Annotated in this window: 24 protein-coding genes; 12 read left to right on the forward strand and 12 right to left on the reverse strand. The window is 70.7% G+C overall.

What is annotated here, in order from left to right:
- The first annotated feature begins 60 nt into the window (after positions 1–60).
- From CES90_RS32395 to CES90_RS32410, 4 genes are all read left to right on the forward strand, one after another.
- A complete protein-coding gene (locus tag CES90_RS32395; protein WP_208921473.1) occupies positions 61–2,040 on the forward strand; it encodes a maltotransferase domain-containing protein in 1,980 nt (659 codons plus the stop codon).
- Positions 2,041–2,087: 47 nt separating this feature from the next.
- Positions 2,088–3,311: a cytochrome P450 gene (locus CES90_RS32400; RefSeq protein ID WP_189785683.1), complete on the forward strand. Its 1,224-nt coding sequence runs from the start codon at positions 2,088–2,090 to the stop codon at positions 3,309–3,311.
- Positions 3,312–3,507: 196 nt separating this feature from the next.
- Positions 3,508–4,737, forward strand: coding sequence for an epoxide hydrolase family protein (locus tag CES90_RS32405; protein WP_189785682.1), 1,230 nt, complete (start codon positions 3,508–3,510; stop codon positions 4,735–4,737).
- A 732-nt stretch (positions 4,738–5,469) separates the two neighbouring features.
- Entirely contained in the window at positions 5,470–5,625 is a 156-nt protein-coding gene (locus CES90_RS32410; RefSeq protein WP_189785681.1) for a hypothetical protein, read from the forward strand.
- 272 nt (positions 5,626–5,897) lie between these two features.
- Here the strand turns inward: CES90_RS32410 and CES90_RS32415 are convergent, their stop codons facing one another.
- Positions 5,898–6,668, reverse strand: coding sequence for an SDR family NAD(P)-dependent oxidoreductase (locus CES90_RS32415; RefSeq protein ID WP_189785680.1), 771 nt, complete (start codon positions 6,666–6,668; stop codon positions 5,898–5,900).
- A gap of 134 nt (positions 6,669–6,802) precedes the next feature.
- Here CES90_RS32415 and CES90_RS32420 point away from each other — a divergent pair, with 134 nt between their 5' ends.
- The gene (locus CES90_RS32420) at positions 6,803–7,447 is read left to right on the forward strand and encodes a TetR/AcrR family transcriptional regulator (RefSeq protein ID WP_189785679.1); all 645 of its coding nucleotides are present in this window, start codon (positions 6,803–6,805) and stop codon (positions 7,445–7,447) included.
- 171 nt (positions 7,448–7,618) lie between these two features.
- On the opposite strand, the gene CES90_RS32425 is transcribed toward CES90_RS32420, so the two are convergent.
- The 4 genes from CES90_RS32425 to CES90_RS32440 are packed head-to-tail and all read right to left on the reverse strand — an operon-like array spanning position 7,619 to position 11,981.
- A complete protein-coding gene (locus tag CES90_RS32425; RefSeq protein WP_189785678.1) occupies positions 7,619–8,251 on the reverse strand; it encodes a TetR/AcrR family transcriptional regulator in 633 nt (210 codons plus the stop codon).
- A gap of 9 nt (positions 8,252–8,260) precedes the next feature.
- Positions 8,261–10,390: a xanthine dehydrogenase family protein molybdopterin-binding subunit gene (locus CES90_RS32430; RefSeq protein ID WP_189785677.1), complete on the reverse strand. Its 2,130-nt coding sequence runs from the start codon at positions 10,388–10,390 to the stop codon at positions 8,261–8,263.
- Positions 10,387–11,400 carry an FAD binding domain-containing protein gene (locus tag CES90_RS32435; RefSeq protein WP_189785676.1) on the reverse strand — a complete coding sequence of 338 codons (1,014 nt, stop codon included), beginning with the start codon at positions 11,398–11,400 and terminating at the stop codon, positions 10,387–10,389. Before CES90_RS32435 ends, CES90_RS32430 begins: the two co-directional genes overlap by 4 nt.
- Entirely contained in the window at positions 11,397–11,981 is a 585-nt protein-coding gene (locus CES90_RS32440; RefSeq protein ID WP_189785675.1) for a (2Fe-2S)-binding protein, read from the reverse strand. The genes CES90_RS32435 and CES90_RS32440 overlap by 4 nt, the downstream gene beginning before the upstream one ends.
- Before the next feature lie 46 nt (positions 11,982–12,027).
- Between CES90_RS32440 and CES90_RS32445 the strand changes: the two genes are divergently transcribed.
- The 4 genes from CES90_RS32445 to CES90_RS32460 all read left to right on the forward strand — a co-directional run bounded on the left by CES90_RS32445 (position 12,028) and on the right by CES90_RS32460 (position 16,366).
- Entirely contained in the window at positions 12,028–13,143 is a 1,116-nt protein-coding gene (locus CES90_RS32445) for an XdhC family protein (RefSeq protein ID WP_189785674.1), read from the forward strand.
- Positions 13,144–13,183: 40 nt separating this feature from the next.
- Positions 13,184–14,680 (forward strand): MFS transporter, encoded by a 1,497-nt coding sequence (locus tag CES90_RS32450; RefSeq protein ID WP_229914133.1) that lies wholly within the window; start codon positions 13,184–13,186, stop codon positions 14,678–14,680.
- 96 nt (positions 14,681–14,776) lie between these two features.
- The gene (locus CES90_RS32455; RefSeq protein WP_189785673.1) at positions 14,777–15,655 is read left to right on the forward strand and encodes a TIGR03620 family F420-dependent LLM class oxidoreductase; all 879 of its coding nucleotides are present in this window, start codon (positions 14,777–14,779) and stop codon (positions 15,653–15,655) included.
- A gap of 15 nt (positions 15,656–15,670) precedes the next feature.
- Positions 15,671–16,366 carry an NAD-dependent epimerase/dehydratase family protein gene (locus tag CES90_RS32460; protein WP_189785672.1) on the forward strand — a complete coding sequence of 232 codons (696 nt, stop codon included), beginning with the start codon at positions 15,671–15,673 and terminating at the stop codon, positions 16,364–16,366.
- A 472-nt stretch (positions 16,367–16,838) separates the two neighbouring features.
- Here CES90_RS32460 and CES90_RS32465 read toward each other — a convergent pair whose 3' ends face one another.
- Positions 16,839–17,453, reverse strand: coding sequence for a TetR/AcrR family transcriptional regulator (locus CES90_RS32465; RefSeq protein ID WP_229914132.1), 615 nt, complete (start codon positions 17,451–17,453; stop codon positions 16,839–16,841).
- A gap of 216 nt (positions 17,454–17,669) precedes the next feature.
- Here CES90_RS32465 and CES90_RS32470 point away from each other — a divergent pair, with 216 nt between their 5' ends.
- Together CES90_RS32470 and CES90_RS32475 are read left to right on the forward strand one after the other, a co-directional pair.
- A complete protein-coding gene (locus CES90_RS32470; protein WP_189785670.1) occupies positions 17,670–18,443 on the forward strand; it encodes an NADPH-dependent F420 reductase in 774 nt (257 codons plus the stop codon).
- 364 nt (positions 18,444–18,807) lie between these two features.
- Positions 18,808–19,194, forward strand: coding sequence for an alcohol dehydrogenase catalytic domain-containing protein (locus tag CES90_RS32475; protein WP_189785669.1), 387 nt, complete (start codon positions 18,808–18,810; stop codon positions 19,192–19,194).
- Here the strand turns inward: CES90_RS32475 and CES90_RS32480 are convergent.
- The 4 genes from CES90_RS32480 to CES90_RS32495 form a co-directional block, all read right to left on the reverse strand.
- Complete coding sequence (locus CES90_RS32480) at positions 19,088–19,774, reverse strand: transposase family protein (RefSeq protein ID WP_229914131.1); 687 nt, start codon at positions 19,772–19,774, stop codon at positions 19,088–19,090. The genes CES90_RS32475 and CES90_RS32480 overlap by 107 nt on opposite strands.
- Before the next feature lie 29 nt (positions 19,775–19,803).
- Positions 19,804–20,121, reverse strand: a complete 318-nt coding sequence (locus tag CES90_RS32485; protein ID WP_189785668.1) for a hypothetical protein — start codon at positions 20,119–20,121, stop codon at positions 19,804–19,806.
- 125 nt (positions 20,122–20,246) lie between these two features.
- Entirely contained in the window at positions 20,247–22,625 is a 2,379-nt protein-coding gene (locus CES90_RS32490; protein WP_189785667.1) for an acetyl-CoA acetyltransferase, read from the reverse strand.
- A 40-nt stretch (positions 22,626–22,665) separates the two neighbouring features.
- Entirely contained in the window at positions 22,666–24,792 is a 2,127-nt protein-coding gene (locus CES90_RS32495) for an acetate--CoA ligase family protein (RefSeq protein ID WP_189785666.1), read from the reverse strand.
- 164 nt (positions 24,793–24,956) lie between these two features.
- Here CES90_RS32495 and CES90_RS32500 point away from each other — a divergent pair, with 164 nt between their 5' ends.
- Positions 24,957–25,562, forward strand: coding sequence for a TetR/AcrR family transcriptional regulator (locus CES90_RS32500; protein WP_208921474.1), 606 nt, complete (start codon positions 24,957–24,959; stop codon positions 25,560–25,562).
- 16 nt (positions 25,563–25,578) lie between these two features.
- Here CES90_RS32500 and CES90_RS32505 read toward each other — a convergent pair whose 3' ends face one another.
- Both CES90_RS32505 and CES90_RS32510 read right to left on the reverse strand, forming a co-directional pair.
- The gene (locus CES90_RS32505; RefSeq protein ID WP_189785665.1) at positions 25,579–25,764 is read right to left on the reverse strand and encodes a hypothetical protein; all 186 of its coding nucleotides are present in this window, start codon (positions 25,762–25,764) and stop codon (positions 25,579–25,581) included.
- Positions 25,765–26,099: 335 nt separating this feature from the next.
- A complete protein-coding gene (locus tag CES90_RS32510) occupies positions 26,100–26,489 on the reverse strand; it encodes a transposase (protein ID WP_229914130.1) in 390 nt (129 codons plus the stop codon).
- Positions 26,490–26,506 lie beyond the last annotated feature (17 nt).

Consider the following 26,506-nt stretch of genomic DNA (forward strand, 5'->3'; position numbering starts at 1 on the left):
GACCCGTATCGGCACCCGTTCGGCGCAATTCCCATCCCGAGCACGGCGGAGGTGAGACCCATGAGCCAGACCCCGGCCATCGGCCGTATCCCCATCAGGGACGTCCGCCCGCTCGTCGAGTGCGGCAGACGCCCCGCGAAGGCGGTGGTGGGCGAGACCTTCGAGGTCACCGCCACACTCTTCCGGGAAGGGCACGGTGTGGTCGCCGCCAACGTCGTGCTCAAGGACCCGGAGGGCCGCCCGGCCCCGTGGACCCCGATGCGCGAACTGACCCGCGGCACCGACCGCTGGGGCGCCTGTGTCACCCCGACCTCGGTCGGCCGGTGGACCTACCGGGTCGAGGCCTGGGGCGACCCGGTGGCCACCTGGCGGCACCACGCCCAGATCAAGATCCCGGCCGGCATCGACACCGAGCTGGTCCTGGAGGATCCGGGGTGTGGAGCTGAACCATGTCCTGGTCGCCGACGGGCAGTTGGACGACGCGTTCCTGGAGTCGCTGGTGGACCGCGTACTGCTCCCGGTGCTCGCGGCCGGGCGGGAGGGTGCACGATGAAGATCAGCGTTGATCTGAACCACTGCGCGGGCTACGGGCAGTGTGTGTTCGCCGCCCCCGACGCCTTCACCCTGCACGGTGCCGAAGCCCTGACCTACGTGCCGAACCCGCCCGACGAGATGCGGGAACAGCTCGTGCGCGCCCAGGTGGCCTGCCCCGTCCAGGCCATCACCCTCGGTGTCGAGGACGCGGAGGCGTCGGCGGCGACCAGTGCGCGCCAGGACCCTCATGTGGTCGTGGTCGGGGCGTCGCTGGCCGGGTTGAAGACCGCCGAGTCGCTGCGTGAGGCGGGCTTCACAGGGCGGCTGACGATCATCGGGGACGAGCCGCACCGTCCGTATGACCGGCCGCCGCTGACCAAGGCGTGCGTGAGTGAGAAGCTGCCCCCGGACCGCCTGGAACTGCCGGTCACCCAGACCCTGGACGCCGACTTCCGCCTCGGGGTGGCAGCCGTCGCCCTGGACACCGGCCGCCGCCTGGTGCGCCTCGCGGACGGCAGCAGCATCGGCTACGACACCGTCGTGATCGCCACCGGCACCCGGGCCCGTCCCTTCCCCGGAGGCGCCGCCGACGGCATCACCGGCATCCTCACCGTCCGCACCCGCGACGACGCCGTCGAACTCCAGCGCCGCCTGGCCCTGCAGCCACGCCGGGTGGCCGTGATCGGCGCCGGCTTCCTCGGCGGTGAGCTGGCCTCCGGCTGCCGGGAACTCGGTCTGGACGTCACCCTCGTCGAAGCCCAGCACACCCCGTTGCAGGGGCCCTTGGGCAGCGTGGTCGGCTCCGCGGTCGCCGACCTGGCCCGCGGCAAGGGCGTCGACCTGCGCCTGGCCACCACCGTCCAGGGCTTCGAAGCCGACGAGACCGGTGCGCTGCGGCAGGTCCGCCTGTCCGACGGCACCACCGTCGACGCGGACCTCGCCGTCGTCGCCATGGGAGCCCAGCGCAACGTCGAATGGCTCGACGGCTCCGGCGTACTCGCCGACGCCGGCGGGGTGCGGTGCGACGACCACTGCCGCGCCCTCGACGAGCAGGGCGAGATCGTGCCGGACGTGTACGTGGCCGGCGACGTCGCCGCCGCCCCGCACCCCGTCCTGCCCGGCCGTCTGCTGTCGGTGGAGCACTGGAGTAACGCCCGCACCCAGGCCGAGACGGTCGCCCGCAACATCACCCGCCGAGACGGCCAGGACCCGGTCCCCCACACCGGCCTGCCGTCCTTCTGGTCCAGCCAGTTCGGCGTGAACATCAAGGGCGTCGGCCACCCCGGCATCGCCGACCGCGTCGAGATCGTCCAGGGCGCGCTCGGTGAGGCTTCCTTCAGCGTGCTGTACGGGCGCGGCGACCGCACTGTCGCGGCGGTCACCTTCGACAACGGGCGGCACCTGCCCTACTACGAGTCCCTCGTCCGCGAAGGCGCGCCGTTCCCGGCCGGGTTCTCCGCCTGCGACGACAACACCTCCCACGCCGTCCATCCGGTCGGCCGCTGAGCAACTCCCCCGAAGACCCGCACATACCGGAAGTGAGGAACGGCCTCATGGCATCCACCCTGTTCAAGCAGATCCTCCACCCCGACAGCCGTGCCCATCCCTGGGACCTGTACGCCGAGCTGCGTAAGGAAGCGGTCTCCGTGCAGGACGACGGCACCTATGTGGTCAGCCGGTACGAGGACGTGAAAGCGCTGCTGAGCGACCCGCGCATCTCCTCGGACGTCGGCAAGGCGACCCCCGGCACCCGGATGACCGTCAACGTGCCGACCCCCGGAACGGCCCCGACGTTCATCATCCGCGACAACCCCGAGCACGACCGGCTGCGCGGGCTGACCATGCGCCACTTCGGCCCGCCCGCGCGCCCCGGCGGTGTGGAGGATTACCGGCCGATGGTGGAGCGGCTCGTCCGCGAGCGCCTCGACAACCTGATGGGCCGGGCCGAGTTCGACCTGGTCGAGGAGTTCTCCCACCCCATCCCCGTCCGGGTGATCTGCCACATGATGGGCATTCCCCTGGAGGAAGGGGCGACCATCCTCAGCCCCCTCCTCGGCGACGTCGAACGGGAATTCATGATCGACCCGACCGACGCCGAACTGGTGGAGATACGCAGCCGCCACCAGGAGCAGGCGATCGCCTACCTGAGCACGCACGTCGAGCGGCTGCGGGAGAACCCCGGGGACGACATGCTGTCCCGGATGATCCACGATGAGGGCCCGGGTGCCCCGCTGAACCTCCGCGAACTGCTCGGCACCGCGCTCATGGTCTTCGGCGCCGGCCACGAGACCACCGTCAACCTCATCACGAGCAGCATGCTTCTGCTGCTGCGCCACCCGGACCAGCTGGCCCGGCTGAAGGCCGACCCCTCGCTCGCGTACGGCGCCGTCGAGGAGTCCTTGCGGATGGAGCCGCCCGCGCACATGCGGCCCCGGGCCGCCACCGCCGACATCCGGATCGGCGACCAGACGATCCCCAAGGGGGCCTCGGTCATCCTGAACCTCGCCTCGGCCAACCGTGACCCGCGCCGTTTCACCGACCCGGACACCTTCGACATCACCCGCCCCGACAACGCCCACCTCAGCTTCGCCGGCGGCACCCACTTCTGCTTCGGTGCCCCGCTCGGCCGGATGGAGGGCCAGATCGCGGTCCGGGAGCTGAGCCGGCGCCTGGTCGGTCCCCGCCTGCTCCAGGACCCGCCGCCCTACCGCGACTCACCCGACCTGCGCGGCCCGTCGGAGCTGCGGCTCGGGGTGGACGAGGTCCTGCCCGCCTGACGGCGGGACAGACGGTCCGCGGCTGGGAGACCAGCACGAGGAGCCAGTAGGTGGCCGCGCCCGCAGCCGTCGCCGAGTCCGTCCGACTCGGCGCACCGGTCGCCGGGGGGGATGAATCGTCGCCCCGGCGACCGGTCAAGCCGTGACCACCTGCGAACACACCAGTTCAGACCCACATCAACAGATAGGACGGACCATGACCGCTGCCCCGCAGCCGACCGGACCTGAGCCGTACACCATCCACATTCCTCAGGAGGTCCTGGACGACCTGCGGACCAGGCTCAGGGCGACCCGGTTCGCCCCCGACCCCGGCAACGAGAGTGAGATCTACGGCCTTCCCACGGCATATCTGCGCCCCCTCGTCTCGTACTGGGCCGACGACTTCGACTGGCGTGCCGTGGAGAAGGAGTTGAACACCTACACCCACCACCGCGTCGACATCGGGGGAACCCCCGTGCACTTCCTGCGTGAACGGGGCAAAGGACCGGCTCCCGTCCCGCTTCTGCTCCTGCACGGCTGGCCCTGGACGTTCTGGGACTGGAGCAAGGTGATCCGCCCGCTCGCCGATCCGGCCGCCTACGGCGGCGACCCCGCCGACGCCTTCGACGTCGTGGTGGCCTCCTTGCCGGGATACGCCTTCTCCACTCCGCTCACCAACGAGCGGGAGAACTTCGTCAGCATGGCCGACCGCTTCCACGAGCTGATGACCGGCGTCCTCGGCCACCAGAAGTTCGCTGTGGGCGGGGCCGACCAGGGCAGCCTGATCGGAGCCCAGCTGGGTCACAAGTACGCGGACTCCCTGTACGGCATCCAGTTGTACGACGAGATGCCGCTGAACATGTTCCAGGGCGACCGGTTCTGGGACGTGACCGCCGGCTATCCGACGACCGACGGTCTCTCGCCGCAGATGCGACAGGACGTGCTGAAGTTCCACGAGACCTACGTCTCGCACGTCGTCACCCACATGTTCGACGGCCAGACGCTCACCCATGCCCTCCAGGACTCTCCCGCGGGCATGCTGGCCTGGCTCCTGAAGCGGTGGCGCACATGGAGCGACCAGCGCGCCGACTTCGACGAGGTCTTCCCCGTCGACCACATCCTCACCAACGCCACCCTGTACTGGGCCAACCAGGCCATCGGCTCGTCCATCCGGACCTACCGCAACATGAATCTCCACCCCTGGACGCCTGCACACGACCGCACACCGCCCATCGAGGCACCGGCCGGCTTCACGATCCTGCTCGGTGAGGCTCACCCGCCCGGCACGTACACCCCCGAGGAGCGTGCGGCGCTGGTCGGCAGGACCGGCTTCTACGGCGACATCCGCGCGGTCAACGTGCACGAAACGGGCGGTCACTTCGGTCCCTGGGAGAATCCCGGAGCCTGGATCCACGACCTCCGCTCCACCTTCCGCGAACTGCGCTGACGCCTTTGGCGATCGACCGGGCCCGGGAGCGCGCGCCCTGAGCGGGCAACGGAGTTTCGGGGTCTGCACGCGAACTCCCGGCGAGCCTGACGTGGCAGGCGCGGTGCTGCACCTGGCGGGTGATTCGGCCGAGCCCACCACTCGACGACCGAATCACCGGCCACCACACGGCGCCGAACCAGACGCGACACGTCCTGGAGGCCCTCTCGGGGCAGGAGCAAGAGGCATCGGAGGCAGTGACCTGGTGGCGGCGAGCGGTACGCGTGGCGTAGTGGCTGGGCCGGTGCAGTAGCCGACGATCCTGCTCGGCACCCTCGTGCGGCGCGTCGCAGCGGTGCCGCTGCGGTCTGCCTTGAGCTTCTGCACCCACGTGTCCCGCAGCGGCAGGCTTGCGACGTCCCTGCCACAAGAACCGGAGAAGCTTTCGGTGACGGTCCAGGCGGCGCCGTCAGCGGCCGTGACGGCGTCGAAGTCGTGGGGCAGGTGGTCGCAGGTGGCGCGTGCCGGGTCGCCCCTTGGTCCCGCGCCGCCGTGTTCGTCGCTGGGGCCGCTTCGGACCCTCCGCCTTCTGACCCGCCCGTCGTCCGCGGGCGGCACGAGATGCGCCGGGCCTCGGCGGGCACTCCGGTGCTCCTGAGGCAGAGCGCCGAGGGGCGATGGCATCCCTGCCGTGTGCGTCTGCGGGTTCGCGGCCGGAGGTGATGCGGGGAGTCTGGTGAGGGGGCAGTCTCAGTGAGAACACCGGACCTCGACGTGGTCGCTGTGGGCGGGGACGACGTCGCGCTCGGTGGGCACGATGTCGCCACGAAGACGAGCCGGTCCTGGTCGGAGGCGACGCCGACATGGCAGGGGCCTGTCGGCAACGCCCGTCAGTGCACGGTCGCCTGACGTCTCCTCAGCGGTGATCCTCCTGCGTGCTCCGGCTCTGCCATCGCCCTGGCGTCCGGCGATGTCCATCAGTCCGGCATCCGCGGCCGGGAGAGCTGACTGCTCGCGCCGTCGCTGCCACGTCCCCCGTATGCACCACGGCGAGTGTGCTGAGCGCTCCTCTGGAAGCGGCGCCGTCCCGGCTGGTCGCGCCCACGCGGCGGAGCCGCAGACCAGACACAGCCCCGCGCCCCTTCAAGGCGCTGCCGGGCCGCGGTGAACACCAGGACCGCTCAGGCGGCTGCTATGCCGTTGTCCACCGGCAGGACCACACCGTTGACGCTGCTCGCCGCGTCCGACGCCAGGAAGACGATCGCCGCGGCCGGTTCATCCGCTTCGGAGTAGCGGGAGATGTTCTGCCGGTACCCGGCGAGGACCATGGGGCCGTGCCCCTCCTCGTCGCCGGTGTAGTCGGCGACGATGTTCGTCATCGTGGGGCCCGGCGCGATGGCGTTGGTGCGGATTCCGGAGCCGCCGTACATGACCGCGAGGGACTGGGTGAGCCCGATCACGCCGTGCTTGGACACCGTGTAGGCGGCGCCGGACGCGCTCCCGCGCAGGCTCGCCGTGGACCCGGTGTTGACGATCGCACCCTTGCGCTTGGCCAGCATGTGCGGCAACACGGCCCGGGCGAGCATGAAGGGCGCGGTCAGGTTGATCCGTATGATCCTCTCCCACTCCGCGTCGCTCACATCGGCGGCGGCGGACTGCGAGTCGATGATGCCGGCGATGTTGGCCAGCACGTCGACGCCGCCGAACTCGGTCACGGCGGTGCTGACCACGCGTTCGATCACGGCGGGGTCGCTCAGGTCGCCGCTGACGGCCTCCGCGGCCCCGCCCGCGGCCCGGATCTCCTCGACGACCGTCTTGACGCCCTCGTCGTTGAGATCGGCGGCCACGACCTTGGCCTTCTCGCGGGCAAACCGCAGGGCGGTGGCACGCCCGATGCCGGAGGCGGCACCGGTGACGATGACGCTGTTGTTCTTCAGTCCACTCATGCTCATAGCTGTCTCCTTCGAGATGCGCGGTATCGCGTTCCCCTCACCGTACGACTTTATGGCACTCAGCGCCACATTGGCATCCAGCGTCATAAAGTAGAGTGACAGCGACGGGTGACGGACGAACGACAGGAGAAGAGATGGCCGACGAGCACTCAGCCGTAGCGCGTGCCGGCGCGCGGATGGGTCGGCCGCGTCTGACCGAACGACGCAAGGAGCAGACTCGGCTGGACATCGCGCGCGAGGCCGTCGCCCTGTTCTCCGCGCATGGCGTGGACGCCACGTCAGCGGACGAGATCGCCACCGCGGCCGGTATTTCCGTCCGGACACTGTGGCGGTATTTCCCCACCAAGGAACGCTGTGTGCAGCCCCTGCTGACCCCAGGCATCGACAGCATCGCGCGTGCCCTGAGCGAGTGGGACGCCGGGGCGGGCATGGCCGTCCTGCTCGACGGCTTCGACCGGCACTGCCGCGCGGTCACCTCCGACATGCCCATGCTGCTCACGCTGGCCCGGCTCACCCGGACCGAACCCGCCCTGCGCGGGGTCTGGTTGGAGGTGCACGCCGACGCCGAGCCTGTCTTCGCCGCGGAGATCGCGCGCCGCGCCGGACAGTCCTCCGAGGCGCCTTCCGTCCATGTACAGGCGGCCCTGGTGGCTGCCGCACTGCGGGTGGCCGTGGAGCAGTACGCCTTCCGCACCACTTCGGAGACCCACGACGGGGCCGAGCTGATCGACGAGGTGCGCGCCGCGCTGCGCACCGTTGATCAGCGGCTGGCCGAGTAGCTCCCCCACGACCGGTGGCGCCGGCACCTGTCTTTCCTCACTCCGGTATGTGCCGCTTCACGCCGGAGAACCAGGCCCGGTGCTCCCCTGGCGGGATGTCGAACGGCGAGTACCGGAAACAGGCGCGGAGGACGAGGCTCGTCAAGGGGCGAAGCATCATCGCCGGCCCCCTCATTTCTCCGGGAGCCCGGCCGTTTCGTCCCGGTGACCCGCCACCAGAGCGCGGGTCGCCGTCGTCGCGCGGGCGGCGATCTCCTCCACGGCCCGCTCCGAGGCGCCGAACTCCCCGTCGAGCAGCCGTGCCGCGTACCCGCGCATGAGCGAGCAGGTCGCGTCCAGCAGGGCGTGGGCGGACTCCGCGTCGGGAGCCAGCTCCCGTGCGGACGGCAGCAGCAGGTCCGCCAGCGCGCGGTTGCCTTCGCGCAGTTCGGGGTTGGCCTCCAGCAGGGAGGGAGCGGTCAGCAGCTCGTACCCGCCACGGAGGTCGGCGGCGACTCGGACGTACGCGGCCACGACCGAGGCCAGCCGCTCCGTCGGCGTCGTCGCGGTGCCGAGCACCTCCAGGAAGAGCTCCTTCACCCTGTTCTGGATGTCGAGGGAGGCGGCGACCAGCAGAGCGTCCCGGTCGGCGAAATGGCGGTAGGGGGCTCCCGGGCTGACCCCGGTGCGGCGTGCGGCCTCGATGACGGAGAAGCGGCGCACCCCCACCTCGTCGACGATCTCCAGGGTGGCCCGGACCAGAGCGGTGGCGAGATCGCCGTGGTGATAGTTGTCGCGCCCGCGCCCCCGCTCCGTCATTGCCATTCCCGCAGTTTACCGAGGCCGGCCGGGACCGCGGCGTCCGGCCGCGAGCGCCAGCCGGGACCGTTCGACGCGCAGCGGCAGGTCACGCACGCGCACCCCGGTGGCGTGGTGGAACGCGTTGGCGATCGCCGCGGCGGTGCCGACGATCCCGAGTTCGCCGATGCCTCTGACGTCGGTGGGCCCGGAGGGGGCGCCCGGCTCGTCCAGCCACACCGCCTCCAGGTCGCGGATGTCGGCGCTGGCCGCGAAGTGGTAGGCGGCGAGGTCCTGTTCGGCGAAGTCGCCGAAGTCCGGGGCGAGTTCGCCGCTCTCCAGCAGGGCCATGGACACTCCCATCGTCATCGCGCCGAGGAACTGCGAGCGTGCCGTCCTCGGATTGAGGATCCGGCCGGCCGCGAACACCCCGAGCAGCCGGTCGAGCACGATCTCACCGGTGTCGGTGTCCACCCGCACCTGCGCGAACTGCGCCCCGTGCGTGTGTCCGGCCGTGTGCTCCCCCAGGTCCCCGGCCGTGTCGGCCAGCACCTCAAGACCGCTGTCCGGCACCGTGCCGCCGTGCGCGAAGAGTTCCGCCGCAAGCGACCGGCACGCCTTGTACACGGCCCGGCTCCACGAGGCGGTACCCATCGATCCTCCGGCAGCTGCGGCGAAGCCCAACGACGCCCGCCCGATGTCGAGGCGGACCCGGTCGAGCGGCGTGCCGAGCGCGTCGGCGGCCACCTGGTGAAGCACCGTGCGCGCGCCCGTCCCGATGTCGGCGGCGCCGACCGTGACCCGGTACGTGCCGTCCGGCTCGACGCGGGCGCGTGCGTGGGTCCGCATGGCGGCGTACGGGTGGTAGGAGACGGCGACACCGGTGCCGACCAGCCAGCGGCCCTCCCACCGCGTACCGGGAGAGGGGTCGCGCCGGTCCCAGCCGAACCGTGCGGCGCCCTCACGCAGGCAGGCGGCGCGTTCGTGAGCGCCGTCCCTCTTGGGCTGGTTGCGGATCCGCAGCTCGATCGGGTCGATGCCGAGAGCGCAGGCCAGCTCGTCCATCGCCGACTCCAGCGCGAACATCCCCGGCGTGTACCCGGGGGCGCGGAACCAGTTGGGCGGCGGCACGTCGAGCGCCGCCACCCGGGCCGTGGCGCGCAGGTGGGGTACGGCGTACAGGGTCGGGGTGGGGGCCACCGTCTCCTCCGTGTACTCCAGCAGCGTCGAGCACTGCTGGACGGCGTCATGGTCGAGAGCGACGAGCCGCCCCTCGCGGTCGGCGCCGAGCCGCAGCCGCTGGATCGTGGGCGAGCGGTGGGGGACCAGGGACACCATCTGCCGCCGGGTCAGCGCGATCTTCACCGGGCGCCCGACGGCGCGCGCCGCGAGGGCGGCGAGGACGGTGGGGACGCGCGGCATCGCCTTGGAGCCGAAGCCGCCGCCGACATACTCGGAGACGACCTCCACCGCCGACTCCTCCAGACCGAACAGCGTGGCGATGGCCTGGGCGCTGAGGTACGGGGCCTGGTCACTGTTGTGCAGCGTCAGCCGGTCCCCGTCCCAGGAGGCGATGGTGGCGTGCGGTTCCAGTGGGCTGGCGTGTGCGGCGGGGGTGGTGTAGGTCGCCTCGACGCGCACCGGCGCTCCCGCGAACGCCTGATCCACGTCGCCGAACGCCACGGCGGCGGGCATACCGACGCCCATCGTCTCCGGCTGGCGTATCGCTTCGTGGTCGGCGCGCAGCACCACGTCGTGCGGCTGCCGCTCGTACGTCACGCGCACCACGGCGGCGGCCTCGCGGGCCGCTTCCAGCGACAGGGCCACCACCGCCGCCACGATCTGGCCGCGATAGGCCACCTCGGGGGACTGGAGAACCTGCAGGTCGTCCAGGGAGACGAAGGCGCTCCTGGCACCCGGACGCAGCCGGGGGGTGTTGTCCTGGTCCAGGACCGCGAGCACGCCGGGCACGGCCAGCGCGGCGGACGGATCGACCTTCCGTACCCGGCCCCGTGCGATGGTCGCGCCGACCGGCCAGACGTAGGCGACGTCCGGTACCGGGTACTCGTAGGCGTACCGGGCGCTGCCGGTGACCTTGTCCAGGCTGTCGGCACGCACCACCGGGGCGCCGACAGTGGGGTGTTGACTCCGTTCGGCTGTGGTCATCGCCGCTCACCGGTTCCGGTCGGTTCCGCGGCCAGGTCCCGGACGCACGCGGTGATCAGGTCGCGGGCCAGGTCGAGCTTGAACGCGTTGTCGGGCAGCGGGCGTGCCCCGGCGAGTTCGGCGTCCATCGCCGCGCGCACCGCGGAGTCGTCGGGCCGCCGCCCGCGAAGGCGCTCCTCGGCGTTCCGTGCCCGCCACGGCCGCGGGGCGACGCCGCCCAGCGCGATACGGATGTCCCGCAGCGCGCCGTCGTCGCCGACGGACACCGAGACGGCGGCGCTGACCAGCGCGAACGCGTACGACGTGCGGTCGCGCACCTTCCGGTAGCGCATCGCGGCCCCGGGCGGGGGCGGCGGCACCTCCACACCGGTGATCAGATCGCCGGGCGCGAGCTGGGTCTCCCGGTGCGGCGTGGAGCCGGGCAGTAGGTACAGATTCTCGACCGGCACCGCGTACGCGCCGCCGTCGGCGGAGCGCACCCGCACCGTCGCGTCCAGCGCCACCAGGCCGACGGCCAGGTCGGAGGGGTGGGTGGCCACGCAGTGGTCCGAGGTGCCGAGCACGGCCAGCTCCCGGTGCGCGCCCCGGACGGCCGGGCAGCCGGAGCCGGGAGAGCGCTTGTTGCAGGGCTTGGTGACGTCGTGGAAGTAGCCGCAGCGGGTGCGCTGGAGCAGGTTGCCGCCGATGGTGGCGGCCGAGCGCACCTGCCCGGACGCCCCCGCGAGCAGCGCCCCGGCGATCAGCGGGAAGCGGCGACGGATGCCGGGGTCCCCGGCCAGCGGGGCGTTGCGCACCGCCGCGCCGATCAGCACGGACCCGTCGGCACGGTGCTCGATCCGGTCGTACGGCAGCCGCGAGACGTCCACCAGGAGGCCGGGGCTCGTCACACCGAGCTTCATCAGATCCACCAGGTTGGTGCCACCGCCCAGGTAGACCGCGTCGGGCCGTCCCGTGACCAGCGTCTGGGCCTCCTGCGCGTCCGTCGCGCGCACGTAGGCGAACTCCCTCATGCCGCCCCCCTGTTGCTTTCGGCCGCGGCTTCGAGGACGGCCGCGACGATGCCGCCGTACGCCCCGCACCGGCACAGGTTGCCGCTCATACGCTCGCGGACCTCGTCGGCGTCCAGTGCGGCCACGTCCGCCGCGAGGTCCTCGGTCACGTGACTGGGCCAGCCGCGTTCGGCCTCCGCCAGCGCGCCGACGGCGGAGCAGATCTGGCCCGGGGTGCAGTAGCCGCACTGGAGTCCGTCGTGGTCGCGGAACGCCTGCTGCACCGGGTGCAGCCTGTCACCGTCCGCCAATCCCTCGACGGTGACGATCTCCCTGCCCTCGGCGGTCACCGCCAGCGTCAGACAGCTGTTCACGCGCTCACCGTCCACCAGGACCGTGCAGGCGCCGCACTGACCGTGGTCGCAGCCCTTCTTGGTGCCGGTGAGGCCGAGCCGCTCGCGCAGGGCGTCGAGCAGGGTGACGCGGTTGTCGAGGGTGAGGCGGTGCTCGCTCGCGTTGATCCGCAGGGTCACAGCATTGCTCGGAGAGTCCTGCTGGTGGGGGGCGACGGAGCTGTCCGGAGGTAAATGTGAGAGGCTCATACATGCAATGTAACAGCCCCTTACATTAGTCTGTGACGGTGAGCCGATGCGTGACGTGCTGGACGACCTCGACCGGTGGTGGCGGGCGGACGAACCGGTGGCCATGGCCACGGTGGTGTCCACCTGGCACTCCGCGCCCCGCCCGCCGGGCGCCGCCATGCTGGTCGGCGCCGACGGCACGGCGGTCGGCAGCCTCTCGGGCGGCTGCGTGGAGAGCGCCGTCTACGACACCGCCCAGGACGTCCTCACCACGGGCACGCCGACGCTCCAGCGGTACGGGGTCGGCGACGACGACGCGTTCGCCGTCGGCCTGACCTGCGGCGGAACCATCGACGTCCTCGTGGAGCGGATCGACCGCGCCGGCTTCCCGCACCTCGGCGAGGTGGCCGCGTCCGTGCGCTCCGGGGAGCCCGTGGCCGTGGTGGTCCGGGTCGCCGCGAACGGCCCCGGCCCGCTGGCCCGCCTGGTGGTGTGGCCGGACCGTACGGCGGGATCCCTCGGCTCGGTACGCCTCGACGACACGGTCGCCGCCGACGTGCGTGCCCTGCTCGCCGACGGCCGCACCGGCACGCTGCGCTACGGCCCCGAGGGCGAGTGCGAGGGCGAGGGCCTCACCCTCTTCGTCTCCGTCCTGGCCGTCCCGCCCCGCATGATCGTGTTCGGCGCCACCGACTTCGCGGCGGCCACGGCCCGCATCGGCGTGTTCCTCGGCCGCCGGGTGACCGTCTGCGACGCCCGCCCTGTCTTCGCCACCGAGCGCCGGTTCCCCGAAGCCGCCGAGGTGGTCGTGGACTGGCCCCACCGCTATCTGCGCGCGGAGGCGGACGCGGGACGCGTGGACGAGCGCACGGTCGTCTGCGTCCTCACCCACGACCCGAAGTTCGACGTCCCGGTCCTGGAGGTCGCTCTGCGCCTCCCCCTGGCCTACGTCGGCGCGATGGGCTCCCGCCGTACGCATGCCGACCGCCTGGCCCGCCTCCGCGAGTCCGGCCTCACCGAGGGGGAGCTGTCCCGCCTGGCTTCCCCGCTGGGCCTTGACTTGGGCGGCCGTACGCCCGAGGAGACGGCGGTGAGCATCGCGGCGGAGATCATCGCGGAGCGGTGGGGCGGGAGCGGGAAACGGTTGTCCGTCAGTGAGGGCCCCATCCATCAGGCGTCCTGAAAGCACCCGCACACCAGTCATTAGGAAAGGAACGAACCACGTGACCGAGGAGACACAGCCCGCGTCGGGACCATCTGTGGTGCGCGGCCTGGCGATTCTGGGGCTGGCGGCGATGGCCTTCTCACTGGCGCAGACGTCCATCGCACCGGCCCTGGGCGACATGGCCGCCGCGCTGCACACCAGCACGCAGGACGTGGCGTGGACGTTCACCGGCTACCTGGTGTCGGCCGCGGTCCTGACGCCTGTGATCGGGCGGCTCGGCGACATGTTCGGCAAGCGGCGGCTGCTCGTGATCGCGCTGGTGCTGTTCGCGGCGGGCAGCGCGATGGCCGCGCTGGCGGACGATCTGGCTCTGGTTGTGGCCGGGCGGGTTGTGATGGGCGCGGGTGGCGGCATCTTCCCGCTGTGCTTCGGCATGGTCCGCGACACCTTCCCCGAACGGCGACGTGCCGGAGCCGTGGGCCTGGTGTCCGCCATCTCCGGCATCGGCGGCGGTATCGGCTTGCTGATGGGCGGCCTGCTGGTGGACCACGCCTCGTACCGCTGGATCTTCTGGGCCGGTACGGCGATGGCGCTCCTCGCGGCCGTCGCGGCGCAGACGCTGCTGCCGGAGTCCGCGAACCGAGCCCCGGGCCGGGTCGACCTGTGGGGCACCCTGCTGCTGGCCGTGGGTATCAGCGCCCCGCTGATCGCCGTCAGTCAGGCCACCGAGTGGGGCTGGACAAGCGGCCGCACCCTCGGGCTGATCGCCCTCGGCGTGGCGGTCCTGGCGCTGTTCGTGCTGGTGGAGCGGCGGACGGCCGAGCCCTTGGTCGACATGGCCGTCCTCGGACGGCGGCCCGTACTGATGACCAATCTGGCCACCCTGCTGGTCGGCTTCGGCATGTTCGGTGTCTTCCTGCTGGTGCCCCAACTCGTGCAGACACCCGAGTCGTCCGGCTACGGCTTCGGCGCCGACGCGACCCGCGCGGGACTGCTCATGCTCCCGGGCTCCCTGACGATGCTGGTCGCAGGACCGTTCTCCGGCCTGCTGAGCAGCCGCTTCGGGAGCAAGGTGCCCCTGGCTCTGGGAGGCATGGCCAGCGCCGCGGGGCTGTTGGCCCTGGCAGCGAACCACGGTTCCCAGGGCGCGGTGCTCGGTTTCACCGTGCTCGCCTTCGCCGGGATCGGCCTGAGCTTCGCCGCTATGCCCAACCTGATCGTCGACTCGGTGGAGGCCGCCAGGACCGGAGAGGCGACCGGCGTGAACGCACTGGTGCGCTCGGTCGGCTCCTCGCTCGGCAGCCAGGTCATCGCCGGAATCCTCGCCGGCAGTGTGACGGCGGCCGGCCCACTGCCCACCGACCACGCCTACACGGTCTCCTTCGTGGTCGCCGCCGGCGGCGCGCTCGCCGCCACCGCCGCGACGCTGCTCATCCCGCGCACCCGGGGCCGTCACAGTGTGCCGGACGTGGAGGAGGCCGCCGCCGCACCGCTCCCTGCACCCGCCCTCCTGGCTGATGGTTGCCGCGGTCAGTCCCCTCGGGGCCTTGATTGACAGACCCGCAGCTGCACGATCGAATAGGAAACGGCCATGGGTCGTTTTTTATAAGTGGGCGTCTCTTCGGGTTGCGCCCGATGACGAAAGGACGGCATGAATCTCTCCGGTGTGGGTGTGTGGAGTGCTGGGCTGGGCTACGGCGATCCGGCCGAGACCGCTGACGCGGTGGCGGAGCTGGAGGAGCTGGGGTTCAGCGTGGTGTGGGTGCCGGACCCGGGCGGGCCGGAGGTGTTCGACGCGGTCGGCCGACTGCTGTCCGCTACCCGCCGGATGGCGGTCGCGACCGGCGTACTGAACTTGTGGGCACACACGCCGACGGCGGCCGCCGCGTCGTACGCCTCGTTGTCCGCCACGCACGGGGACCGGTTTCTGATGGGCGTCGGCGTGAGCCACGCCCATCGCGTCGACTCCTTGGAACCGGGTCGCTACCGTCGGCCGCTGGCTGCGATGACGACGTTCCTCGACGGGCTGGACACGGCGGATGAGCCGGTGCCGTCCGAGGGCCGGGTGCTCGCCGCGCTCGGCCCGAAGATGCTGGAGGTGGCGGCGAAGCGGGCCCGGGGCGTGCACCCCTACCTCGTCACCCCCGAGCACACGCGGCGGGCCCGCGAGGCCGTGGGTGACGGAGGGCTCGTACTCCCGGAACAGACGGTCGTCCTCGCCGCGGACGCGGACGAAGCGCGTGCGATCGGGGGCGACTGGCTGCGGTCGTATGTCGCCCAGCCGAACTACGCCAACAGCCTCCTGCGGCAGGGATTCACGGAAGAGGACGTGGCGACGGTGAGCGACCGTCTGTTCGGCGCCGTGATCGCATGGGGAGACGAAGCGGCGGTGAAGCGCCGGGTCGACGAGCACCGGGCCGCAGGTGCCGACCATGTCGCCCTGCAAGTCCTCACCGCCGAGTCGGCCGCCTCTCCTCTGACGGCTCTTTCGCGCGCGCAGTGGCGTCGCCTCGCCGCCGCCCTGATCTAGCACCAGGAGCGGTTCATGCGGGTTGTCATCTTCGGGGCGTCCGGAATGATCGGCCAGGGTGTGCTGCGCGCCTGCCTCCTGGATCCGCAGGTCGACTCCGTCCTGCTGGTGGTGCGCAGGCTTCTGGACGTGGACCATCCGAAGGTCCGGCAGGTCGTCCATACCGATTTCACGGATTTCATGGCCGTTCGAGGCGAGTTCGAGCATCTGGACGCCTGCTTCTACTGCGCCGGTGTCTCCTCGGCCGGCCGCAGTGAGGAGGAGTACTCCCGGATCACCCATGACCACACGCTGGCGGCCGCCGACGCGGTGAGCGCCGCCAACCCGTCCCTGACCTTCACCTTCGTGTCGGGGGAGGGCGCCTCCGAATCGAGCCGCTCGGCGTGGGCCCGGGTCCTGGGGCGTGCCGAGAACGAACTGCTGGGGATGCCGTTCAACTCCTATGTCTTCCGGCCCGCTTACATCCGGCCCCGCAACGGCGCCGTCTCTCAAACCCCGGCCTACCGTCTGACGTACCGGCTCACGTCGTGGCTGTACCCCCTGCTGCACCGGCTGGCACCGTCACACACGACCACGACCGAGCACCTGGGCCGCGCGATGATCGCCGTCGTCCACCTCCAAGGCAGCGCTCCCGCTGTGCTGCACAGCCCCGACATCAACCGGCTGGGAGCCGCCGTCGGGGGAGCGGCGCCCGGAGGAGAACTCCGATGAGTGAAGGGCCGGGGCGGGGCTGGGCTCGATCACCATGGCGCGGGTCGCGCTGACGCGGCCCGGTAGGGCAGCCGGGGAATCGGACGGCAGCGTCGCGGAGCTCCCTGACGCGAGCGGCGGGCACCGGGACTGCCGGATCCTGGGTCTTCCTGCGTCCCGCTCGCCCCGCGGGTCTTGGACCAGCAGGAGGAAGACGGCGTCGTCATCCTGCTTCGACCGACCTGGAGGAGTCAACGCTGCGGCGGTTGCTCCCTGGGGTCTGGCGTATCAGGGGGTGGTGGGCCCCTGCCGCGGATATGTGTGGCCAGCCACGGACGGGGGCTCCGCATCCGCTGCGGCGATGCGACTGTCGACCGGCGGACGGGCCTGTGTCTGCGGTGCGCCGGCACTTGCGCCCGACGGACTTCTGCTCCAGGGGTGTGATCCGAGCGGTGGGTCTCGGGCAGTCGTTCCCGGGAGCGCATGCGTGGGGTCAGGACTCGGGCAGGGCCTCGGTGTTGCGGCTGCTGAGTCCGTCGAGGGAGATGCGCAGGAGACGGCGCCACTGGGCGGGGTGGCTCTCACCGGTCGCCTGGACGACGTGGCTCAGGGACATGATGAGCAGGGCCAGGTCGGCCGTGGTGACGTCGGAGCGCAGGAGGCCCGCGTCAAGGCAGCGGTCGAGGAGTTCGCCGAGGACGGATTCGCGGAGTTGCGCACACTCGGGCGAGGGGCCGTCCTGGGTGGCGTAACTCTCGACAAGAGCGCGGTTGCAGGCCTGGTGGGTGAGGGTCTCTTCGAAAAAGCCGGTCAGAGCCTGCCAGGGGTCTTCGGTTGCGGCTGCCGTCTGCAGGGCGTTGGTGAGCCAGGAGGTGAACTCCTGCTCCAGGACCGTCACGAGCAGGTCGTCCTTGGTCGGAAAGTGGCGGTAGAGGGTGCCCATGCCGACGCTGCTGCGCCGGGCGATCTCGCGGACGTCGACGGTGGCGCCCTGCTCGGCGAAGACTGCGCTGGCCGCCTCGATGATCGCATGACGGTTGCGCTCGGCATCCGCTCGGCGGGCACGTCTGGCGGGCGGCGGGGATGCGGGCTGGTCGACGTCGGTCACGGGTTTCAGGGTACAGCGCGCGGACTTTTGCGGAGCGGTTGCTCCACTTGTGTTACAGTCAAGAGGAGCGAGTGATCCGCTTAACGGCTGGCGGGCCCTGACCTGCACGTGCTCGTCTTCCTTCGAGCTCGGCATCTACTCGCCGGCGGCTCGGCCAGTCCTTTCAGACCCGAACCACCGGCGGACAGCAGGTCCGCCGGATGAGGAGACGCGTTCATGGCCACACTCGGCATCATCGGCAGCGGCAACATCGGTACGGCGCTCGCCCGGCTCGCGATCGCGGCGGGCATCGACGTCGTCCTGTCCAATTCCCGCGGGCCGCAGAGCCTGGCACAGAAGGTGGCTGAGCTCGGGGGGCGTGCACGCGCCGCGACGCCCGAGGAGGCGGCCCGGGCAGGCGACTGGGTGGTGGCGAGCATCCCGCTGGTCGCCTACCGGGATCTTCCGGCCCCCGCGCTGGCCGGCAAGGTCGTGCTCGACACGATCAACTACTACCCGTACCGCGACGGGGCCTTCGAGGAGCTCGACTCGGGCAAGACCACAACCAGCGAACTCATTCAGGCGCACCTGACCGGCGCGAAGGTCGTCAAGGCGTTCAACAACATCTACATCCAGCACATCCCGGACCTCGCCCGCCCCGCGGGCGCCGCCGACCGAACCGCCCTGCCGATAGCCGGTGACGACCTGCAGGCCAAGGCGAGCGCCGCCACCCTGATCGACCGACTGGGCTTCGACACCGTCGACGTCGGAAACCTCTCCGAAAGCTGGCGCTTCGAGCCCGATACCGCCCCGTACGTGACGCCCTACGTCGCCGATCTCGACGCCTACAAGGCGGCGTTGGCCGCGCTCGCCGAGGCGGTCGCCTCCGGCCGCCCGCCGCAGCAGGAAGCGAACGCTGAGGTTCCAGGTGCCCCGCTGCCCGCCCATCGGCTGCGCACCCTGCTCGCCGAGACGCCCAGGATGCTCACCGCCGACCGCGTGTTCAGCTGATGTTGCGGCATTGCCCGCCTTTATATGCCGACCGGTACCAGCGGCCAGGCGATTGATGGTGAGAAACCAGATGAGCCTGAGCAGGACCGGGAGGGCCTAGCTGCCCGTAAGAGGGTTGTCGATGCGTTCGTCCAGGTGGCAATCGCCGTGACAGCCAACGCAGTCGGGCAGGTTGCCGGGGATGCGCTTGCGAGGCTGATCGGCCTCTGAGCCGTGAAGCACTGCGACCCCTGCGCCAACACCTGGTGCCGCGGGCACTGCGGGACGACTCCCGTTTGCGGGTCTGGGGGAGGCTCGGCCACCGACCATGGGCGCCTTCGGAGATCAAGGAAGCTCTCGGAGATCAAGGAAGAAGAAGGCTGGTATGCAGGTTGAGGCGAGGGCGATTCGTCAGCCGGATGGTCCGTTCCTCCAGGAGTCGCTGGAGTTGGAGGATCCGCGTACTGACGAAGTGCTTGTCGAACTGCGTGCGACAGGTGTCTGTCATACCGATCTCGGTGCGCGTGATCAGTCGATTCCTGCTGCATTGCCGGTAGTGCGGGGCCACGAGGGCGCGGGCGTGGTCCGTGCTGTTGGTTCCGGGGTGACTGGACTCGCGCCGGGTGATCATGTCGTCATGAGTCACGTCTATTGCGGTGCGTGTGTCAATTGCCGTGCGGGGCAGGTGAGCTATTGCAAGGATGTTGTGCCTCGGACTCTGTTTGGGCTGTGGGGGGGACGGGACGAGCCCATTGAGAGGTTTTCATCCTGATTCCGCTGGTCACGGAGCTGGTGTGAGGCTGTGGTGATTTACTCGCGCCGGTCAGGCACGTGATCTTCTTCGGGAGATCGTCTGTCACCTGTGGACTTCGGTGTTTTGCGAGGACGAGCAGGGCGCGCAGGAGGATGGTGGCGTGCCGGGCGTTCATGCGGATCTTGGTCAGGAAGCGCCAGGACTTCAGGTTCGCGAAACCGTGCTCGACGGCGGTGCGTTCGCGATTGAGCAGGCGGTTCGCCTCCTTCTCCGCGCCGGTGAGGCGGTGGTTGCGGGTGGCCTTGCGGCCGGTGATGATCACCGGGTCATCGGGATCGTCGTCCAGGCCGACGAAGCCGAGGTCGGCCAGGGCCCCGAGCCCGGCCTCGCGCAGATGTCTGATGATCTTGTTGTGGCGGGCCGTGGTGATCTCGCTGGACCGGCCGGGCTTGGCCGCGGAGATCCAGATCAGGTTGCCCTTCTCGTCGGTCAGCGCGAGAAACAGCAGGCCATGGGCTTTGTGCTTGCCGGAGAAGTTCTTCCGGTTGTCTGCCCCGGTGCGGCGGCGAGTGCGCACGAGGGTGCCGTCCAGCAGCACTACGACTCCGCCGCTGTGGGCGATCTTCTTCAGCGCCCGGTCCAGCCGCGGGGCCCGGGCGGAAAGCAGGGTGAGGCCTGTTCCAGCACCCAGCGGCGCACGGTAGAGGCGGAGACGTGATTGCCGCTGGCCATGTCGGCCAGGCGCTGGTCGTGACGGAGCACGGCGAGCACGATCACTGCCTGGGCGCCCGGGGCGAGCTTGCGCCAGCGTGTGTTCGCTTGCCGTCGGTGCTCGTACAACAGCCAGGAAACATGCTCGACGAGCTCGTACGGGACATCGAGCGTGGCAGGATACGGAACCAGGAGGGCCCCTTCCGTCGCCGGCGTGATGAGTGGAATCACCACGCCAACGACGAGGGGCCCTGCCTCGTCACCACGTCCACTGACCAGCCCATTTCACCCACCAGCACAGGATGAAAGAGGCTCGCTGAGCACTTACCACGGAATGACTTGGAGAAGAGCCACTGTCGTCAGCGGTTCTTCCAGCGCGGACGGCGCTTGGTGGCGAAGGCCATGATGCCCTCGACCATGTCCTCACTGACCATGAGCTCGTCGATCGCGGGTGACGGGTGGCTGGCCGCGTCGACGGTGCCGGAGATGCCCTCGGTCTCCGACATGATCTGGAGGGAGAGCCGCACGGAGGTGGGAGAGCCGTCGAGAATGTCGGCGGCGAGGTCGCGGGCCGCTTCCAGCGCCTTGCCCGGGGCCGTGACGCGGTTGACCATACCGAGGTCGAGGGCCTCGGCGGCCGGGATCCGCCGGCCGGTGAGGATCATGTCGGTGGCGATCTTGCGCGGGATCGCGCGGGGCAGCCGGACCAGTCCGCCCGCACCGGCGACCAGACCGACCTTGACCTCGCTGAGCGCGAACTGGGCACTCTCGTCGGCGACGACCAGGTGGCAGGCGAGGGCGATCTCGCAACCGCCGCCCATCGCGAGACCGTTGACGGCGGCGATGACCGGCTTGTTCATGTCGCGGCGGGAGGTGAGCCCGGCGAAGCCGTTCTTGGGGACCCACATGGGCTTGCCCGAGGCGGAGTACTTCAGGTCGTTGCCCGCGCTGAAGGACTTGTCGCCCGCTCCGGTGAGGATGGCCACCCACAGGTCGGGGTCGGCGAAGTAGGCGTCGAAGACCTCGTCGAGTTCCGCGTTCGCCTCGGGGGTCAGGCTGTTGCGGGCCTCCGGGCGGTTGATGGTGACTTCGAGGACGTGGCCGTCCCGCTGGACGAGGATGTGCTCGTAGGCGTCGCGGAAGGCCGGCGGCCGGGTCGGGTGCAGTTCTTCCATGCGAGTGTCGGTCAGTGCGACGCGGTTGCCGAAGCCGAAGGAGCGTGCGTAGACGCGGGTTCCCCCCGGATCCCCGGTGGCGAGCAGGTTCAGCAGGTCGCTGTCGCCTTCGACTGCCTGCGCGAGGAAGCGGCGGCCGTCGTCGAGGCGGCCGATGACGATGCCGGTACGGCTGCCGTCGCGCCGGTATGTGACGGTCCAGGTCTCCACGGTGGCCCAGCCGTCCGCATGGGTGGCGCGTGCGGGTGCGGGGAGGGCATCGAGGTCGGCTTGGAGGACGGCACTGTCGTCGGGGCGCCAGGGTGCGGGGGCGGTCGAGTAGACGCCGACGGAGTACTTGCTCATGCTGCCGCCGTTCGCGCCGACGAGACCGTACGTCCCCGGGGTGGCCCGTAGGCGGTGGACGGTCTCGGCGATGGCGTGCATGGAGTAGTTGTTGCCCGCGCCGCCGAAGAACGGCAGGCCGCCGGTGAGAGTCAGGCCGCGGGGATCGTCCGCGCCGATCCCGAAGGCGTCGCAGATGTTGAAGACCGGGGCGGGGAAGCAGCTGTAGAGGTCGAGGGTGGCGAGGTCCTGGACCGAGACACCGGCGATCTCCAGTGCGTGGCGTACGGCTTCGGTCGCGGCGGGGCTGCGGCCGAGGTCGGCGCGGTCCATCAGGTCGCGCTCGCGCAGGTCGGCGTGACCGTGCAGGAAGATCCACCGGTCCTGGGGTACGCCAAGCCGGCGGGCGGCGGCGACGGAGGCGAGCAGGACGGCCGCGCCCTGGTTGACCTTGTCGCGGGCGACGACGTAACGGGTGTAGGGGTCGGCGATGGGCCGGTTCTTCTCGGTGGGGGTGGTCAGTTCCTCGGGGCTGCGGACGGTGGGGGCCGAGGCGTGCGGGTTGCCGGAGGCGACCTCTGTGAACGGGGCGAACAGCTCCCCGATGGCCGTCGCGTACTCCTGGCGGCTGAGACCGAGGCGTGCGCGGCGGGCGTTCTCGAAGAGGGCGTACTGGCTGGGCGCGTCGGTCAGGCCGTGCAGTTGCTGCTCTCGGGTGATCAGGCCCTTGAGTCCGTAGCCGCGGTCCTCCAGTTGTCCGCCGACCGTTTCGGTGAAGTCGGGCCGGTCCTCGGCCCTGGCCAGGTGCTGCACGGTGGAGATGGCCTCGGAGCCGAAGATGAGCGCGACCTCTTCGCGGCCGTCGGCGATAGCGGCGGCGAGCTCGTTGACGAGGTGCTGGGGGCCCTGGCCGCCGGCCACCTCCAGGATGGCGCGGGCCGGTTCGGCGCCGATGCGGCGGGCGACCGAGCGGGGGTAGTTGTCGGAGCGGCCGAGCGGGGCGGGGGCGCCCGGGGTGGAGATCTCGAACTGGCGGACTCCGGCGACGGTGCCGATCGCCGCGGCGAGCGCCGAGAGGTCGGCGCCGGTGTCGACGAGGGCTTCATGGGCGGCTGCGGCGGCGAGTTCGACGGGGGACAGGCCCTGGTAGCCGGGGTCCTGGGAGCGTTCGGAGGCTTGGCCGACCCCGATGAGCACCGGGGTGCTGGGGTCGAGGTCGGTCAGCGTAGGGGCGTTCATGTCGTGTGCTCCAGATGGTTCTTGGCGGGCGCGGGGCCACTCAGGCCGTGCGCCAGGTGACGAGCGCGTCGAGGGCCTCGACGGTCGAGCCCGCGACGCGCACGGGGTTGATCTCCAGGGATTCGAGGTCGTCGCCGAGGGCGAGGGCCAAGTCGCCCACGGTGGCGACGACTTGGGCGATCATGTCGATGTCGGCGGGTTCGCTGCCGCGTGCGCCCTGCAACAGCGCAGCGCCGCGCAGGCCGAGCAGCATCTCCCTTGCCGCCTCCGCGGTGACGGGCAAGGGCGAGAGCGCGGAGTCCTTGAGCACCTCCACGAAGATCCCGCCCAGGGCCAGGGCCAGCATCGGACCCCACTGCGGGTCACGGACGACGCCGATCAGCAGCTCGGTACCGCCGGAGCGCATCGGGGACACGAGGACCCCCTCCACCCGTGCCCCCGGCACCTTGGCCGCGCCGGCGCTGACCTGCTCGTAGGCTTCCCGGACGGCGTCGGCTCCGCTGACGTCCAGACGTACGCCGCCCACGTCGCTCTTGTGCAGGATGTCCGGGGAGACGATCTTCATGGCCACGGGGGCGTCGAATCCGAGGGCGGCTTCGATCGCTTCGTCGGCGGAGGACACGAGCGTCCCGGGTACGACGGGGATGCCGGCGTTCCGGAGCAGTTGCCGGGCGGCGTGCTCGGACCAGGTTCCGGTGCGCAGTTCGGGCGTGGGCACGGGCAGTTCACGGGCGGCGGCGGAGCCCCGGGCGCTGTTGAGCGTGTGGTGCACCTGGGACCAGCGGGCGATGCCAGACAACGCGGTGACCGCCTGCTTCAGCCCCGGCACCACGTAGGAGAGTCCGGCCTCCTCCAGACAGCCGCGGGTGTAGTCGGTGACGGGCTGCATGACCTGGCTGACCAGCACGGTGGGAACGGCTGCCTGGGCGACACCCGCGCCGATGGCGTTGGCGAAGACCTGCCCGTTCCAGGGTCCCTCGCCGAAGGCGGGTACTCCGCTGACGACGGCCACCGCGCCGATGGCGGAGTCGTCGGACATCGCCGTCACCGCCTTGGTGAACAGGCTGGGGTCGAGGATCGCGGCGCCGGTGACGTCGAGGGGATTCTGCACGGTGCCGTAAACGGGCATGATCGCCTTCAGCGCCTGCTCGGTGTCCGGGCTCAGGGCGGGAAGCTCCATGCCCGCCTCCTCCGCCCGGTCCGCGACGATGTCGCAGGCGCCGCCCGAGATGGAGACCACGCCGATCCCGGAGGCCGCCAACGGGCCGGTGTGCGCGGCCAGGCCGGCGGTGATCATCATGTCTTCGATGGAGTCGACCCGGATGACACCGCACTGCCTGAAGACCGCGTCGATGGTTTTGTCGTCGCCGACCAGCGCGCCGGTGTGGGCGGCGGCCGTACGCGCCGACAGTTCGCTGGAGCCGGCCTTGAGGACGACCACGGCCTTGCCCGCCTCGGTCGCCCGCAGTGCCGCCCGCCGGAAGATGTCCGGCTCTCGGACGCTCTCCATGAAGATGGCCACGGCGTCGGTGGACTCGTCGTCGACGAGGAAGTCCAGCACATGCCCGGCGGTGATCATGACCTCGTTGCCGAGGGTGACCAGGTAGCTGAGGTCGTTGCCGCTCATCGTCGCGAAGTCGAGCATCGCGCTGGAGCTGGCTCCGGACTGGGACAGCAGGGCGATACGGCCGGCGCGCTCCGGCAGGCCGGTGACCGGGGTGACCGGGGTGCGGTCGATGAAGTTGGCGAACCCGAGGTGGTTGGGGCCGAGCACCAGCATGCCCAGCTTCTGTGCGTGGGCGACCAGTTCGGCCTCGGCCGCCCGCCCCTCGGCGCCCGCCTCGCCGTAGCCGGAGGAGAGGATCACGGCGTTGCGGATACCGGCCTCGGCAGCGTCCGACATCGCCGCCAGCGTGCCCGCCTGCGGAACCATCAGGAAAGCGACATCGACCGGGCCCTCGATCTCGGTGCACGAGGTGACGGTGGGGCGGCCGTGTACCTCGACGCCGCGCCGGTTGACCAGGTGAGTGCGCTCACCGTGGCCGAAGGAGACCAGGTTGCCGAAGGCGGCGTGGGAGAAGTGGGACTTGTCGCTGGCTCCGACCAGTGCGACGCCCCGCGGTCGGAAGAGGGACCGCAGGCGGTCCGGGGTGATGGGTGAGGTCATCGTCGGCTCCTCAGGACATGACGGGACGGGCAAATGATCTTGAAATGGTGGCGCTCGGCCGGCCGGGCAACATATTGAACGGCATGCGTCTGAAACGTACGCTAAAACGGACGGATATCGTTCAGCAATACCTCTCAAGGGTTTCGTGCTGTAGGAAGGAGGGCGTGACACAGAACGCCAGAGCCATGGGCCGCCCCCGAGACCCGCAGGTCGACCACCGTGTTGCCGAGGCCGCCGTAGCCCTCTTCGGCGAGGAGGGCTGGTCCTCGTTCAGCATCGAGTCCGTCGCCCGCCGCGCCGGGGTCGGCAAGGCGTCGGTGTATCTGCGCTGGAGCAGCAAGGAACAGCTGCTCGCCGACGCGCTCACACAGAGCCTGGGCCGGATCGAGGACGTGGACACCGGTACCGTCCGTGGGGATCTGGTGCGGCTCGTCCGCCAGTTGCTGGAGCTGTTCACCGGTGAGCATGCCGACGCGGCCCTGCGGCTCGGTCTTGAGGCCCGGCGCACGCCGGGTCTGGCCGAACGGTACGAGGCGATGGCCGAGGCGCAGATTCTCGCCGCTCGTGCCATGGTCCACCGGGGCATGGACCGTGGTGAGCTGCCCAGGGACACCTCCGTGACCCTGCTGCTGGACGCGCTGTGCGGCGGGGCCATGAACCATGCGCTGGCCACGCCGGCCCGGCTGCGGGCCGAACTGCCGAAGCACGCCGGGGAGTACGCCGAGGCGTTGGTGGACTTCATTCTTGCGTCCGTTCTCACGAAGGCCTGACCCACCGCTCCGGCTGTCAGGCGTCCGGTACGAGCCGCACCGGCGTGCGGCCGTCCAGGACGACGGTGACCGAGGCCGTGCCCTGCGCCTCGGCCGTGAGGGCCGTGGTCGGGCTGTCGCCGATGACGGCGTAGGTGCGGCCGGGGACGAGCCGGCTGAGCCGCAGGATCTGCGGGCCGGGGGCCTCACCGGGGTACAGCACCAGGTCGAGGTCGGCGGGATAGGCGTCGGGGTCGAGCAGGGGGCCGGTGAGAACGGTGTCGGGCAGGCGCTTGGTGTGGCAGTCCCGGTAGTAGCCCTCGCGCAGGAAGCGGCCCGTGCCGATGGTGAGGCTGCTAAGTCGGACGCGGCCCGGTAACGCGTGACGCCGTTCTCCATCACGGCTTCACACAGTTCTTCGACTCTCTCCCGGGTGGCCTCCGCCGCTTGGCAGTGGCCGTGCTCGTAGGCGATGGTCATCATGGGCTCGGTGACGAGGGTGTATCTAGTGGCTCGTCACGCAGCCTTGGCCGGGTAATGAGTGCATGATCGGATCGGTCAGTCGGGGGCGAAGTTGGTCTTCGGTTCGGCGCGAGTGTTGTGCCAGCGGATGTAGGCGGCGATGGCGGCGTTCTGTTCGTCGTGGCTGCGGTGGTCGGTGCCGTTGAGTGCGAAGTAGCGCAGGGCTGCGAACTCGGCCTCGATCCAGTTCAGCCAGGAGCCGTAGGTCGGCAGGAAGGCCAGCGCGATGTCGTTGTCGGCCGCCCAGGTGCGGACCTCGGCGTGCTTGTGCGGGGAGAAGCTGTCCAGCACCCCATACAGCTTCTGGCCGGGCCAGCGGGCGCGTAAGGACTTCAGGAGGGCGAGGAACTCCTGCCGGCGCTTGCGTGGCCGGATGCGGTAGTACAGCTTGCCGGTGGCCAGGTCGAGGGCGGCGAGCATGTGCATCACGCCGTGGTGGCGGT

The organism is Streptomyces capitiformicae, from assembly GCF_002214185.1.
Classification (GTDB): Bacteria; Actinomycetota; Actinomycetes; order Streptomycetales; family Streptomycetaceae; genus Streptomyces; species Streptomyces capitiformicae.